This is a genomic window from Runella sp., assembly GCF_965279615.1.
Lineage (GTDB): Bacteria > Bacteroidota > Bacteroidia > Cytophagales > Spirosomataceae > Runella.
On record NZ_OZ257252.1, the window covers coordinates 4,270,363 to 4,283,849 of the forward strand.

The 13,487-nt window shown below is 42.7% G+C and carries 15 protein-coding genes; 5 read left to right on the forward strand and 10 right to left on the reverse strand.

All coding sequences use genetic code 11. The annotated features are described in order from the left end of the window. Positions 1 to 35: 35 nt before the first annotated feature. Positions 36 to 338: a DUF4286 family protein gene (locus ACQY73_RS18240; protein WP_428653472.1), complete on the reverse strand. Its 303-nt coding sequence runs from the start codon at positions 336 to 338 to the stop codon at positions 36 to 38. Between the two features lie 167 nt (positions 339 to 505). On the opposite strand from ACQY73_RS18240, the gene ACQY73_RS18245 reads away from it, so the two are divergent. Then, on the forward strand, positions 506 to 1,210 hold the full coding sequence (locus tag ACQY73_RS18245; protein ID WP_428668495.1) for an AlbA family DNA-binding domain-containing protein: 705 nt from the start codon (positions 506 to 508) through the stop codon (positions 1,208 to 1,210). 224 nt (positions 1,211 to 1,434) lie between these two features. Here ACQY73_RS18245 and ACQY73_RS18250 read toward each other — a convergent pair whose 3' ends face one another. Continuing rightward, positions 1,435 to 3,087 carry an amino acid permease gene (locus ACQY73_RS18250; RefSeq protein WP_428653474.1) on the reverse strand — a complete coding sequence of 551 codons (1,653 nt, stop codon included), beginning with the start codon at positions 3,085 to 3,087 and terminating at the stop codon, positions 1,435 to 1,437. Between the two features lie 412 nt (positions 3,088 to 3,499). Here ACQY73_RS18250 and ACQY73_RS18255 point away from each other — a divergent pair, with 412 nt between their 5' ends. From ACQY73_RS18255 to gmd, 3 genes are all read left to right on the forward strand, one after another. Further along, positions 3,500 to 5,452, forward strand: coding sequence for a DUF3857 domain-containing protein (locus ACQY73_RS18255; protein ID WP_428653477.1), 1,953 nt, complete (start codon positions 3,500 to 3,502; stop codon positions 5,450 to 5,452). Between the two features lie 98 nt (positions 5,453 to 5,550). Continuing rightward, entirely contained in the window at positions 5,551 to 6,084 is a 534-nt protein-coding gene (locus ACQY73_RS18260) for an SPOR domain-containing protein (RefSeq protein ID WP_428653479.1), read from the forward strand. 33 nt (positions 6,085 to 6,117) lie between these two features. Beyond that, on the forward strand, positions 6,118 to 7,233 hold the full coding sequence (gene gmd, locus ACQY73_RS18265; RefSeq protein WP_428653482.1) for a GDP-mannose 4,6-dehydratase: 1,116 nt from the start codon (positions 6,118 to 6,120) through the stop codon (positions 7,231 to 7,233). 55 nt (positions 7,234 to 7,288) lie between these two features. On the opposite strand, the gene rlmB is transcribed toward gmd, so the two are convergent. From rlmB to gatC, 8 genes are all read right to left on the reverse strand, one after another. Next, positions 7,289 to 8,080, reverse strand: coding sequence for a 23S rRNA (guanosine(2251)-2'-O)-methyltransferase RlmB (gene rlmB / locus ACQY73_RS18270; protein ID WP_428653484.1), 792 nt, complete (start codon positions 8,078 to 8,080; stop codon positions 7,289 to 7,291). Between the two features lie 6 nt (positions 8,081 to 8,086). Further along, a complete protein-coding gene (locus ACQY73_RS18275) occupies positions 8,087 to 9,121 on the reverse strand; it encodes a methyltransferase (protein ID WP_428653486.1) in 1,035 nt (344 codons plus the stop codon). A 112-nt stretch (positions 9,122 to 9,233) separates the two neighbouring features. Further along, the gene (rpmA, locus tag ACQY73_RS18280) at positions 9,234 to 9,503 is read right to left on the reverse strand and encodes a 50S ribosomal protein L27 (protein ID WP_013927256.1); all 270 of its coding nucleotides are present in this window, start codon (positions 9,501 to 9,503) and stop codon (positions 9,234 to 9,236) included. 44 nt (positions 9,504 to 9,547) lie between these two features. Next, the gene (rplU, locus tag ACQY73_RS18285; RefSeq protein ID WP_428653488.1) at positions 9,548 to 9,859 is read right to left on the reverse strand and encodes a 50S ribosomal protein L21; all 312 of its coding nucleotides are present in this window, start codon (positions 9,857 to 9,859) and stop codon (positions 9,548 to 9,550) included. A 116-nt stretch (positions 9,860 to 9,975) separates the two neighbouring features. Further along, positions 9,976 to 10,791 carry an Fpg/Nei family DNA glycosylase gene (locus tag ACQY73_RS18290; protein ID WP_428653490.1) on the reverse strand — a complete coding sequence of 272 codons (816 nt, stop codon included), beginning with the start codon at positions 10,789 to 10,791 and terminating at the stop codon, positions 9,976 to 9,978. 38 nt (positions 10,792 to 10,829) lie between these two features. Continuing rightward, positions 10,830 to 11,153: a type II toxin-antitoxin system RelE/ParE family toxin gene (locus ACQY73_RS18295; protein ID WP_428653492.1), complete on the reverse strand. Its 324-nt coding sequence runs from the start codon at positions 11,151 to 11,153 to the stop codon at positions 10,830 to 10,832. Continuing rightward, a complete protein-coding gene (locus ACQY73_RS18300) occupies positions 11,150 to 11,398 on the reverse strand; it encodes a hypothetical protein (RefSeq protein WP_428653495.1) in 249 nt (82 codons plus the stop codon). Before ACQY73_RS18300 ends, ACQY73_RS18295 begins: the two co-directional genes overlap by 4 nt. A 38-nt stretch (positions 11,399 to 11,436) precedes the next feature. Then, positions 11,437 to 11,724: an Asp-tRNA(Asn)/Glu-tRNA(Gln) amidotransferase subunit GatC gene (gatC, locus tag ACQY73_RS18305; protein WP_428653497.1), complete on the reverse strand. Its 288-nt coding sequence runs from the start codon at positions 11,722 to 11,724 to the stop codon at positions 11,437 to 11,439. Between the two features lie 274 nt (positions 11,725 to 11,998). On the opposite strand from gatC, the gene ACQY73_RS18310 reads away from it, so the two are divergent. After that, a complete protein-coding gene (locus ACQY73_RS18310; RefSeq protein ID WP_428653500.1) occupies positions 11,999 to 13,465 on the forward strand; it encodes a TonB-dependent receptor in 1,467 nt (488 codons plus the stop codon). The last annotated feature ends 22 nt before the right edge of the window (positions 13,466 to 13,487 follow it).

Below are 13,487 nucleotides of genomic sequence, written 5' to 3' on the forward strand. Positions count from 1 at the left end.
GTACTTTTTTCAGCAGGGTTATATCAACAATAAGATCACACCTCTTCCAACAACGTTCGGAAGGATACGTATCTGTTTAGAAAACGCACATGATGTTTATCCTGAAATACTTTAGCGTGCAGTTGGTCGTACGTAAAATAATCCTCCATGGTCCGGAAATAATATTGACAGGAGAAGGTTGTGCCTTCGTTGTCTATTTCGGTCAACAGCCTTAATACCTTATTTCCCATTAGCAAACCCGTCGCCATGATCTCAGGAATATGCACATTTTTCATCCATTGCAGCCATTCCAATTCTATGGTCTTATCTATGTTTACCGTAACGCTGTGCAGAATCATATTCGTCTCTTTTTTGTTTTCCAATTAGCGCAATATTTAAAAAAATGGCCGATTTTCCGTCACAACAAAAAAATAATCTTGGATTCTTTGGCGTTTCAAAGGAAAATAGTAGCTTTATCAACTGCTCAGGCAGTCTAAAGCGTCCCTCCAATTTCACGACCGGTCCAATGGACTACAAGGCACTAAGAGAATTGGTCAGACAGGGTGAAGGTAAGTATTTAGAGTTCAAACTCAAGACCAACCACCCCGAAAAAATCGTCCGAGAAGTAGTGGCTTTTGCCAACACTGACGGCGGACGTCTCCTCATCGGTATCGGCGATGACCGCAGCATCAAGGGCCTCAAATACGTAGACGAGGACGAATACCTGCTGACGCGCGCCATCGAAAAATACTGCTCTCCCGGTATCGAATATTCCATTGACCGCATTCCGATCAGCGACGAGCGCGATGTGCTTGTGTTTACGATTTACCCCAGCAAAGGCCGCCCGCATTATGTATTGCAGGAAGCTGATAATCAACGCGTGAACACTACGTTTGTTCGAAAAAAATACGTTCCTCAGAAAAACAGTACCATTGTACGCAAGACGTACGTGCGCGTTGCTGATAAATCCATTCAGGCAAGTTGGGAAATGAGGGAAATCTTACGCAGGAAAAGCGACGACCGGAATGTTCAATTCAGGTACGGAGAAAAAGAGCGCAAACTCATGCAGCATTTAGATCAGCACCAAAGCGTAACGGTCGATACCTTTGCTTCTATTGCTGATATTCCCCGTAACATGGCCTCTAAAACCCTCGTTCTGTTGGTACTGGCCAATGTGCTCGAAGTACATCCGGACGAAATGGTTGACCATTTTACGATTGCCAACTTCTGATAAACTAAAATCCATCATCCTCAGCAAGGATGATGGATCATATACTACCTAAACCTCTACCATTATATTTTTCTCTGAAATATTCCAGAATCAAAATACCTGGTCATACTTCTAATAACTTAGGTAATCCCAAATTTGTTCCGTAATCGCAAAAAACGCCTGCTTTTACCTTAAAAATATTCTCCGACAGGCTTTAGAATAAATCTTACAGTTCATGCCAATTGCTATGCTATTTTGCTTCTGCGGTACCCGTAGCCGAAATAAATCAGTAGTCCGGCGGCCATCCAGGCAAAAAAGACAAACCAGGAATTAATGGGAATTTCAATCATTAAGTAACTGCAACAAAGCACTCCCAAGACGGGAATCAAAGACCATTTTCTCAGAAAGCTGAATACTGAAAATCCAAACGAAAGGAATACAAAGATCAAAAACAGGTATTCCTGATGTTGTTCATTGCCAAAATGCGAGAAAGCGCCACTGATTCTTTCGCGCGAGAAAAAGGCAAAAACAATCCATAAAACAGGAACAATGAATTGACCGTTGATATAGGGCAAGCTAAATGACTTTTTAACAGTATTATTTTCCCGCGGTAACACCAATACTCCGCCGCACACCAACACAAACGCAAACAGCGTACCGATACTTGTCAGGTCCGTAACCAAAGAAGCATCCATGAACAGCGCGGGAATCGCCACCAAAACGCCCGTCATAATAGTCGCAAAGGAAGGAGTGCTGTATTTGGGGTGAATTTTACTGAACGCTTTTGGCAATAATCCATCGCGGCTCATGCTCATCCAAATACGAGGTTGGCCAATCTGAAAGACCAACAATACACTCGTAGCTGCCACCACTGCACTGATCGAAATAAAGTAGCCAACCTTGGGCTGCCCGATTTTGTCAAACACATACGCTAACGGATCGGCCACTCCCTGAAATTCGGAATAATTGACCATGCCTGTGATAACCAAGGCAATTACTATATAAATTATGGTACAAATAATCAAAGAATAGATCATTCCTTTGGGCAGATCACGCTGTGGATTGGCGCACTCTTCGGCCGTCGTTGAGATAGCATCAAAACCGATATAAGCAAAAAATACCGCTGATACCCCTTTTAATACACCACTGAACTCATTCGGAAAGAATGGCGTCCAATTGTCGGTATTGATAAAAAATACGCCAACTACCACTACCACAAGCAATACGATCAGTTTCAATCCAACCATTGCATTGGCGCTTTTCTTACTTTCCTGAATGCCAATATAAGCCAGAATCGTTACCAAAATCACAATAATAAAAGCGGGCAGATTGAAAATCAGCCTTGTATCTCCCAACATAGGCGCTGCAGTCCAGGCAAGGCTTTCGAGCGGTTTGCCGGCGGCCTGAGCAGCTTCATACAACTTAAAGGCCGTGGTTGTATCGGTGACCATCCAGCGCGGCAAAATGATTCCTACACCCTGTAAGATATTATCGAAATAACTGCTCCAGGAAATTGCTACCACGATGTTGCCAATGGCATATTCCAAAATCAGCGCCCAACCGATAATCCATGCTACCACTTCTCCAAACGTAACATACGAATAGGTATACGCACTTCCGGATACGGGCACACGGGAAGCGAACTCAGCATAGCAGAGGGCGGTAAATCCGCACGTAATTGCTGTAATGATAAATAGAAAAATAACGCCCGGACCACCATCATACGCGGCGGCACCTATCGTAGAAAAAATCCCTGCTCCAATCACCGCCGCAATTCCCATTGATACCAAATCGCGAACTCCAAGAATTTTTGCCATTCCCCCGTTGGCGTGGCTTTCGGCTTCGGCATTTTTCAGAATTTGCTCTAATGATTTTTTTCGAAAAAGGGAGTTGTTCATTGGAAGTGTTGTTTAGGGTTTAGCTTACTATTAATGTGGGTAAAAATAGGAATTATTACGAGAAATTTCTGCAAAAACTGATTTTATGGGGTAAATACAGCCATTTCCCTTTAAAGGAGAATTAGTATAAAAACGCGATAATTAAGGCTTAAGGCACCACTCTTATCACTGCTTTCCTGCTGACGAAACGCCATTTTTTAATGACATTTCGGGTATATTTAAACAACACTATATAAACCTCTACCCCTCGCTTATTGCCCACAGTAACGGCTAAACAAGTCTTTACTTTAGCTAAAATCGCGTTTTTAACAAAAACAATAAGTCAGCAAATCATTCGTTTGGGTTGGATAGTTGCAAGAAAGATAGTAAGATTGGTAAAAAAATAGAACAAAAGTACCGTTCAACCTCATTTATGAAACATTTTCTTTGGATAGCCATTATCCTTATCTCCGCCACATCATACGCCCAAGACGTTGCTTTCAAAAAGATCATTGAAAATCAAAAAGTTGATCCTACACTTGCTACCTTAACGGATGCCGAACAAAATGAGTCCGGAGTGTTGCTTAAGAACCAACTTTTTATTGAATATACCTTTGATTCGCTGGGTCAATTTGCCTGTATTCAGGGAATTTATAAGCGAATTCGGATCAATGATTCCAAAGCCATTGAAATGTACAATAAAATTGTGCTTCCCGTCCCCAACACAAACGATCTTCTATACTTAAAAGCCCGAAGTATCAGCAAAAACGGTACGATAAAAGAAGTAGGTTTGGAAGCTGTTAAGGAATTGGAAGAACAGGGTAGAGTGTATAAAATTTTGGCAGTTGAAGGCCTTGAAACGGGAGGAGAATTGGAATATATCAGTTTGTTCAGACGCAACAGCACGCTTTTTGGCTCCGAAATCCTGCAAAGCGATATTCCTGTTCGTAATTCTGAACTGAAAATAATCACTCCGGCTTACCTCCAATTCGAAGCTAAAGTTTATAACGCTCCTGCTTCTATTCAGATAGACACACTAAATGAGAAACGAACCATAACGGTTTTGACTAAAGATTTGAAGCCGATCCATGAAGAGAAATATGCCAATATAAAAGCGAATCTGGTACGGGCTGATTATAAATTATCGTACAACCTCAGCCGTGGCGAAGACCGATTGTACACTTGGCAAAGTGCCGCCGAAACCTTTTACGATTATTTAAGAACCGGTCTGGAAGAATCTAAAAAAGACGTAAATGCTTTATTGGTCAAAGAAAAGATCAAAGGACTTTTGCCTGAATTGGCCATTAAAAAATTTGAGAATTACGCCAAAACAAACATTGCGGTCAAAGAAGAGGAAGACGCCGAAACCGCTTCGGAAATCCTGAAAAAGCAATATGCCTCCAAAGCCGGCATGATGCGCCTGTACATTACGGCATTGGAGTCGCTCAATATTCCGTACGAAATTGTCGTTGGAACCAGCCGTTCCAGTGCGGTTTTTGACAAAGAATTTGATTCATGGAGCTTTCTGGACGAATATTTACTTTACTTCCCAACAACCAAGAAATTTCTTGATCCTGCCAGTCCTATTCTTCGCTATGGCATGATCGACCAATTTATGGAAGGGAATTATGCTCTTTTCGTTAAGAAGAAGAAAGCAGGTACAGAAACCATTCCGGAAGGTGAGATTCGGCTTATTCCTTTCTCAACCATTGCCGACAATCACGATGACTTGGCCATGGAAGTCTCTTTTTCTCCGGCTATGGATCAAATACAAGGTAAGGTCACACGTCAAATGACGGGGCATCAGGCTGCGCAGTTACGCCCTTATTATCATTTCGTTAAAGCAGAAGAGGAACGCAAAGGGCTTACCAACGAAGTCATTAAGTCGACGCTTAAGCCAGATGTAACGTACACGAACGTTCTGGTCAAAAACACCAATCTCAACAGCGACGACGTATTTAAGCCGTTCATTTTAACTGCCGATATTGTGTTGAAAAGCGTCGTGGAGCGTGCGGGTAAAAAGTACCTGTTTAAAGTTGGAGAGTTGATCGGGCCACAGGTTGAAATGTACAATGAAGGAGCCCGTCAGTTCGGGATTGATATGGGCAATGCTCACTCTTATAAGCGTGTCATTAAAATTCATATTCCTGTAGGTTATAAAGTGAGTGGACTGGAGAGTCTGAAACGCAGTATCACAGATGGAAAAACAGATTCTATTTTAGGCTTCGTCTCGGATTATAAATTGGAAGGAAGCTTATTGACCGTTACAATTGATGAGTATTATAAACAGGTTTTGCAACCCATCAATACCTACGATTCTTTCCAAAAGATCATTAATGCCGCAGCAGACTTCAACAAAGTGACACTGTTGTTAGAGAAAAGCTAAAAGAATCGTCAGGAATCTATAACTTTGTTTTCAAATTGACGTACAGCATTGTGTGTGATTTTTGGGCCTAAACATTGTTCACTTCTACCCAACTTAAAATGAATTTGAAATCTTTCGTTTTTTTGCTTATTTCAGCTTCTGTATTTGTTGGCTGCGCTTCTTCCAAGCCCGTACGTCCCACTACTACAGATGCTTACAGCAATTATGACGAAGATCTGTCAGCAGTACGACCCAAGTACAAGGAGTTAACGCCCGCTGAAGCCGCCAAAAAGCCTGAAGTAAAACGGGTATTGTCTGATCAACCATTGCACGTAAATAGAAGATTGGATGCCGCGGTAGATACCATCGCTTCCAAAAATCGCGCTATTCGTTTTGCGTCGGGGTACCGCATTCAAATCTATGTCGGCAACATTAGAAAAGACGCTGACGATGCCCGTTTGTTTTCGTATCAAACCTTTCCGGAGTTGAATCCCTATTTGGTATATAATCAACCCACCTACCGCGTCAGGATCGGTGATTTTATGACTCGTCTGGAAGCCGAACGCTATCTTCAACAAGTACGCAGTCGATACGAAAGTGCGGTCATTTTGCCCGAAAAAATCGATTTAAAGAAGAGCCTATTGGTAAAATAGCCTCGTTAGTTTTTAGTAGTTTAACAGTTATATATGAGAAAACGCGCACTGATTACAGGGATTACGGGCCAAGATGGTGCTTATCTGGCCGAATTTTTATTAAAAAAAGGATATGAAGTGCACGGCATCAAGCGCCGCAGTTCTTTATTCAATACCCAGCGGATCGATCACCTGTATTCTGATCCTCACGAAACTGACGTCCGTCTTTTTCTTCACTATGGTGACCTTTCCGATTCTACCAACATTATTCGTTTGATCCAGGAAATTCAACCCGGCGAAATTTATAACCTCGGCGCTCAATCGCACGTACGGGTCAGCTTTGAAGAACCGGAATACACTGCTCAAGTAGATGGACTGGGCACAATGCGTATCCTGGAAGCCGTTCGTTTGCTGGGAATGACGCAAAAAACACGGATTTATCAGGCATCTACTTCCGAATTATACGGTTTGGTACAAGCGGTTCCACAATCTGAAACTACTCCTTTTTACCCCCGTTCTCCGTACGCGGTTGCTAAATTATACGGCTATTGGATTACGGTCAATTACCGCGAAGCGTATAATATGTACGCCGTTAACGGTATATTGTTCAATCATGAATCGCCTCTGCGCGGTGAAACATTTGTTACCCGCAAAATTACCCGAGCCGTTGCCCGGATTGCATTAGGCTTACAGGAAAAGGTCTTTTTGGGCAATTTGGACGCGCAACGCGATTGGGGCCATGCCAAAGACTACATAGAAGCCATGTGGCTTATGCTGCAACAGGATACCCCTGAAGACTTTGTTATCGCTACGGGCGTTACAACGCGCATTCGCGATTTTGTACGCATGGCCTTTGAAGAAGTAGGTATCGAACTCGAATTTACAGGAGAAGGCGTTGAAGAAAAAGCAATTGTTTCAAAATGCAATAACGATGATTATCAACTGCCGATCGGCAAAGAAGTCGTTGGCATTGATCCACGTTATTTCCGCCCTACCGAAGTGGAATTGCTGATCGGCGACCCTACCAAGGCCAATACCAAATTAGGTTGGATCCCTAAATATGATTTGCCTGCGCTGGTAAAAGAAATGATCGAATCAGACTTGGATATATTCAAACGCGACCAAATTTTGGAGCGTGAAGGGCACCGTCCGCTGAATTATTACGAATAGACATTTTCTTCCCCTTTGTCAATAAATGTTAGATTATTGACAAAGGGGATTTTATTTACCCTCTCTGCCGCGCCGCTTCATAGATGACCATCCCGGCTGCTACCGATACATTCAGCGAAGCTACTTTGCCTTTCATCGGAATTTTGATAGCCATATTGGCACGACGAATGAGTTCAGGCGCTACTCCATCTTCTTCCGACCCCATGATAATAGCCGTAGGTGTTGTAAAATCAACATTGGTCAAAATTTGAGCCGCTTTTTCGGTACAAACAATTACCTGCACGCCACTGTCCTGTAAATACTGCACTGTATCTACTAAGTTATTTTCCCGGCAAACAGGTATATGACTCAACGCTCCCGAAGAAGTTTTGAGCGCATCGCTGTTGATTTGAGCCGCCCCGCGCATGGGTACAACAATGGCGTGTACGCCCATACACTCTGCCGACCGGGCAATGGCTCCAAAATTGCGTACATCCGTAATCCGATCAAGCATCAGTAACAGTGGCACTTCGCCTTTTTCGAAAATTCCCGCCAGCACATTATGCAACGACACGTAACGAATCGCCGACATAAAGGCAATAACTCCCTGATGGTTTTTACGGGTAATCTGGTTCAGTTTTTCCATCGGAACGCGCTGAACGGGAATATCACGTTCGATGGCCATTTGCAGAATTTCCGCAAAACTTTGCTCCCGAAAAACAATTATTTTGTCAATTTCCTGTCCTGCTTTCAGTGCTTCTATGACGGGTTGAGTCCCGAAAGCCAGTTCTTTTTCCCGCGTTTTATCAACGGGCTTAGTAGTATGAATTGTCCGTTTTTTAGGATATTCGCTTCTTTCAAATGCCATGTTATTCTATTTTTTTGCAATGACCATCGCCATTCCGGGAATGGTAAAATACCGGATCGTTTTGTATATTTTTAACCCTGCGGCCCGTTGCCACGCCTGAATCTCCTGCACAGTCCAATTTCCTGATGTGCTGGTCAATCCAAAAAACAAGCTGCTTGAGCTACCCACCAATTCGGGTTTATTATTTAACGCAGGCCGAATAAATTCATTGACGATAAAAACTCCGTCTTTTCGCAAGCTTCGGGCTATCCTTACCGTTAATTCCTGATTTTGTGACTCCGTAAAATGATGCGCTACGTTGGATAAAAGTACAGCATCGTATTGATTCTCACCTAAATCATCTGTTAATGCATTCCCTGCCTGATAGCTTATTTGGCTAAGAACATCAGAAGGTAATGACGACTTTCCAATGGCTTCGGGCAGATCCAGAATAGTTGCTTTAAGGTTGGGGAGTTTCCGACAAAGCGCCGCCGCATATTGTCCGTTGGCACCACCAATGTCCAACAAACGAGTTGCTTTTTTAGAGATAGGTACTCTTTTTTCAAATTCTCTTACTTCCGACTTAGCTACCGATTGCATGGCGTCCTGATACAGTTGCCATTGCTTTTCATCAAACACCTCATGCGACTCCATTCCTTTTCCGCTTCGGAGGTATTGCCCTAAGTTACTCACCCAGTCCCACGCAACCCGATTATTATAAACGGCAATCGCATGTACTGAGTGCGGACTTTCCGACACGATCCATTTCTGAGCCATTGCTGTCAGTCGAAATTGAGCATCTTCAAAGACCAAATACTCCATTGATACCAACAGCGTTAATAATTGCGCCGTAGGTCTTAGATGTAAACTACACGCTTCTGCAATGGTTTCAGCTGTATTTTTTCCCTGATGGATTGCATCAAATACTCCTGCGTCAGCAGCTTCCATTACTGCCTTAGCCATGATGAAATACATCTGCACGTGCAACAGCGGAATGGGCACCTGATTGGTTTTCAGTGCTAACCATTCCAACGGATTTTCAGGAGCGACGCGAAGTTGCATTGATTTAAGCTTCTCTTAGAAAGTCACTTTTGAGAAGTTTATGTTTTGGTAGCAAAAAACCCGCCTGAAATTGTTCAGACGGGTTTATGCCAAGTTTCTTCTGTAAAAATGCTTATGCTTCGGCTACTTCAGGCAATTCAATATGAACGAATGACTTGTTGTCACGTCCACGAGAGAATTTCACTGTACCATTTGCCAATGCAAACAACGTATAGTCACGGCCAACACCTACGTTACGGCCCGGATGGTATTTAGTGCCACGCTGACGCACGATAATGTTACCGGCTGTAGCAGGCTGGCCGCCGTAGATTTTAACGCCAAGGCGCTTACTTTCCGATTCACGGCCGTTTTTAGAACTACCTACACCTTTCTTGTGTGCCATTTCTTTGGGTATTTAAAGATTTTAAAATGCGATTTGTTAGGAAATTAGCCGACGATTGCGTCAATTTTAACTTTTGTCAATGATTGACGGTGTCCGTTTTTCTTCACGTAGCCTTTGCGACGTTTTTTCTTGAAAACGATCACTTTCTCACCTTTAAGGTGTTCAACGATAGTGGCTTTTACGGTGGCACCGGTTACCGTCGGTGCGCCAATGCTGATGGTTCCTTCGTTGTCCACCAACAATACTTTTTCAAATACGAGCGCAGCGTCCACATCACCTTCCAAACGATTGGTAAAGATTTGTTGGCCCTCTTCAACTTTAAATTGCTGTCCCGCGATTTCTACGATTGCGTACATGATTATTTCGATTAAAACAGTTTTTTCCAAAAATGGAGTGCAAAAATAGCGGTTTTGAAAAAAATTACCAAGCTATTTAAAAAAAATATCCACCCAAAGCCTTCATTTTAGCCACTTTAATCCAAAATCTGACACACAGGACAGTAATAGGTGGTTCTACCGCCTACCTCCATTTGAGCGATTTCGGTTCCACAGCGCGGGCAATGTTTGTGTCCGGTGGGTTCTTCATAGGGAGAAATGTCCCATTCTCGGGCGTGAATCAGAAAATGAGTGGGAAAACGGCCGTAGTTAGCTTCATGCTCAATGGCGGTTCCCAATACATAACGCGTTGCGTTAAAAATACGCTCTATTTCTGCATCGGTAAGTTTGTGGCCTAATTTTTCAGGGTGAATTTGGGCTTGAAACAGAACATCATCCACAATCCAATTCCCAATTCCGGCCAGAGTGCTTTGGTCTAACAAAACAGGCTTGATAAAACTTTTGCGTTTACGGATGTTCTTCGTTAATTCTTCCAAACTTATATCAAGCGCATCCGGAGCGATTTCTTTCTTTTTGAGATAACTGTCTATGCTTTCAATAAGCCCGATACGCTCAAACTTGCGGGGGCAAATAAAGCCTAAATTGAAACCTGACCTAAAAACAAACACGATGCGCGCATGGCGAGGGCGGTCGAGCGAAGAATGATAATATTCCAAATCGCCCGTCATGCCAAAGTGCATATGGACCGTTGTGCCGCCGTTTGTGTGGATAAATAGGTTCTTACCAACACGCTTGGTACTGACAAATGTCTGACCAATAAGTATTTCGGTCAAGGTAGCGTAGTCGGTGGTGAGGAGTTTACGGTCTTCCACTTCAATCGCTTCGATAGGTTGATGGAGTGAAGTAGCCTCAAAGTAGCGTCGATAGGTTTCAACTTCGGGAAGTTCCGGCATGGCGCAGAGGAAAATTTAAGTTGTTGTAGATATACAACTCAAATTCCCGCCATTTTGATCAATACATCTAACTCTTTTTCATCAAGCGTCTCTTTTTCGCTTTTATCATACACTGAAAGAAGATACAATACATCATTCACAATTTTAACACAGGTAATAACCCGAGCGCCGCCTGACTTTCCTTGATTTTTGGAAGCAATACTCATTCGAACCTTATAACAGTTTTTGCCAAGCGGTGAGCCCTGAAATGGGTCTTGTTCAAGCGATTCTACCAATGTTTCAAAGTCATTGATAATAGACCGGTATTTTTTAGAGAGTTGTCTGATTTCCTTTTTACATTTTTCAGAGATGATAATATTCATGCCTGTTCTTCTTTAAGTTCCCTTAAAAATTCTCTGGCAGATTGAAGCTTTTTTTTCCCTTGCTGATGCTCTTCCACTTCTTCCAATGAAGATTTTAGTCCTTCCACCCATTCCAATTGCTCAGGAGTCGGCACAAATTCTTTTACGGTTTTTGTTTTTTCAATTTTCACAAAACTAAATGCTTTGATCACCTTGATAAAAAAGGTGTATTCTCGGTCGGGGACGCTTAACGTGATTTGTTTCATGATAAACTGTTTTAATGTTATAAACTTCCCAAGCTATATTATTCGATCACCTTAGGCACTCTGAAATATGTGCCATCCTGTGAAGGCGCATTGTATAATCCCTGTTCGCGCGGCAAGTGATTTCCGACCACATCTTCACGCATCACATTAATTTCGGAAGAAATGTGCGTCAACGGTGCTACGTTGTCGGTATCAAGTTCGTTGAGTTGTTCCATCCAAGAAAGAACATTTTCCAAGCTTTGAAGCAATGGTGCTTCTTCTTCGGGTGCGATTTCCAAACGCGCCAGGTTTGCAATCTTATGGAGGGTGGCTTTGTCGATCTGCATTGCTTATTTTTTTACAAAATTAGGACTTTATCCACACTTTGGGTAGATAAGTACTAATTTCAGTTGAAAACTGCCCCTTTTTCTTTCTATTTTTTATAGTATTGCGACAGGGGTATCTTACACAAGCAAAGAGTAGTTTATGTCCATTTGCCGCGTGGGTATTACGTTGTTTATCGTATTTTTGTAAATACCCGGCAACTATTTTCGTTTTCAGGTTATCGTTACAAAAAAACTTGGAAAGTTTAAACCCACCACCTCAACAAACGACTTTTTCATGAACATTTTACACGATAAAAATCTCGGTACCAAACAAAAAGCTCTGCGCGTCAATTTAGATCGGCGTATTTATGGCTCTTTCGCAGAAATCGGTGCGGGGCAGGATACAGCTGCCAATTTTTTTAAAGCGGGCGGCGCGTCGGGAACCATCGCAAAAACCATGTCGGCGTATGACATGAAATTCAGTGATGAAATTTATGGCCCTGAACCCAGTGGGCGCTACGTGGTTGAGTCGCGGTTGATGAAAATGATTCAACATGAATACGACCTTGTAGAGCAACGATTGGCCGAAAAACGCGGTGCCGACAGTCTATTTTTTGCCTTTGCCAACACGGTCGTAGCGCTCAATTATCAAAAAAGCAACGAAGGCCACGGTTGGCTTGGTTTGCGGTTTCAACTTACTCCGCGCGCGCCTTACAATGATGTGGTTATTCACATCAAAATGCTTGATAATGACAGCATTCTGCAACAACAGGCGCTGGGGATTATTGGGGTTAATCTGATTTATGGTTGTTTCTTTTACTACAGATCCCCTGAAATACTTTTGGCTTCCCTGATGGACGATCTCAGTCCTGACCGTATTCAAATTGACATGATTCGGCTTCAAGGCCCCGATTTTGCCAATGTTGATAATCGGTTGATGAGCCTTTATCTCGTTAAATATGGCTTTGCAGAAATAGCTATGTTCGGTCCCGATGGGCACGTTTTACAACCTTCGGAAGCACTATATAAAAAGAATATTCTCCTTCTGCGCGGTCGTTTACGGCCAATTACGAATGTCCATGTCGATATGCTTCGCAACGGTCTGAAGCAATTCAAGGCTGAGCCTGATGTCGATGAGAAAAAAGTGGTCATGGTGGCCGAGCTTACGCTGCAAAATTTACGGGGCGGTGATCAGGACATTAACGAAAAAGACTTTCTTGACCGCGTCGATATTTTGATTTCATTAGGACAAACCGTAATGATCTCAAATTATCATGAATACCATCGTTTGGTAGCTTTTCTGGCAAAAACCACTCGACTGAAAATTGGCTTGGTGTTGGGTATTCCCAACCTTGAATACATCTTCGAAGAGAGCTATTACCAAAATCTTCCCGGCGGCATTTTAGAATCTTTTTCAACATTGTTCAGCCGAAATGTAAAGCTATTCGTATATCCTACGTTTAAAGATGGAAAGATATGCACTTGTCAGAACTTTGTGTTACCCGCTAACCTGCAACCGCTTTTTAACTTTTTGCTTTGCAATGATAAAATAGAAGATATTCGTGATTATAACGAAGACAATCTTCGAATATCAACCGATCGGGTGCTGGAGTTGATCAAACGCGGCGAGCCGGGCTGGGAAGACAAAGTTCCGGTAGAAGTTGCTCAAATGATCAAAGACAAGTGTTTGTTTGGATTCCCCTGCGTAGTATTTGAACCTAAACAGGCGGCTCGCATCCATCAGGCTGTGGGGAATTTATAAGAGATTGTCTTAACTTTGCGGG

Coding starts and splice junctions, on each gene's coding strand:
- gatC (WP_428653497.1), bottom strand. CDS start 11,724: ATGCAGATCGACAAAGCCACCCTCCATAAGATTGCAAACCTGGCGCGT.
- ACQY73_RS18310 (WP_428653500.1), top strand. CDS start 11,999: ATGAACATTTTACACGATAAAAATCTCGGTACCAAACAAAAAGCTCTG.
- rplU (WP_428653488.1), bottom strand. CDS start 9,859: ATGTACGCAATCGTAGAAATCGCGGGACAGCAATTTAAAGTTGAAGAG.
- ACQY73_RS18290 (WP_428653490.1), bottom strand. CDS start 10,791: ATGCCGGAACTTCCCGAAGTTGAAACCTATCGACGCTACTTTGAGGCT.
- ACQY73_RS18245 (WP_428668495.1), top strand. CDS start 506: ATGGACTACAAGGCACTAAGAGAATTGGTCAGACAGGGTGAAGGTAAG.
- gmd (WP_428653482.1), top strand. CDS start 6,118: ATGAGAAAACGCGCACTGATTACAGGGATTACGGGCCAAGATGGTGCT.
- ACQY73_RS18275 (WP_428653486.1), bottom strand. CDS start 9,121: ATGCAACTTCGCGTCGCTCCTGAAAATCCGTTGGAATGGTTAGCACTG.
- ACQY73_RS18260 (WP_428653479.1), top strand. CDS start 5,551: ATGAATTTGAAATCTTTCGTTTTTTTGCTTATTTCAGCTTCTGTATTT.
- ACQY73_RS18300 (WP_428653495.1), bottom strand. CDS start 11,398: ATGAAACAAATCACGTTAAGCGTCCCCGACCGAGAATACACCTTTTTT.
- rlmB (WP_428653484.1), bottom strand. CDS start 8,080: ATGGCATTTGAAAGAAGCGAATATCCTAAAAAACGGACAATTCATACT.
- rpmA (WP_013927256.1), bottom strand. CDS start 9,503: ATGGCACACAAGAAAGGTGTAGGTAGTTCTAAAAACGGCCGTGAATCG.
- ACQY73_RS18240 (WP_428653472.1), bottom strand. CDS start 338: ATGATTCTGCACAGCGTTACGGTAAACATAGATAAGACCATAGAATTG.
- ACQY73_RS18255 (WP_428653477.1), top strand. CDS start 3,500: ATGAAACATTTTCTTTGGATAGCCATTATCCTTATCTCCGCCACATCA.
- ACQY73_RS18250 (WP_428653474.1), bottom strand. CDS start 3,087: ATGAACAACTCCCTTTTTCGAAAAAAATCATTAGAGCAAATTCTGAAA.
- ACQY73_RS18295 (WP_428653492.1), bottom strand. CDS start 11,153: ATGAATATTATCATCTCTGAAAAATGTAAAAAGGAAATCAGACAACTC.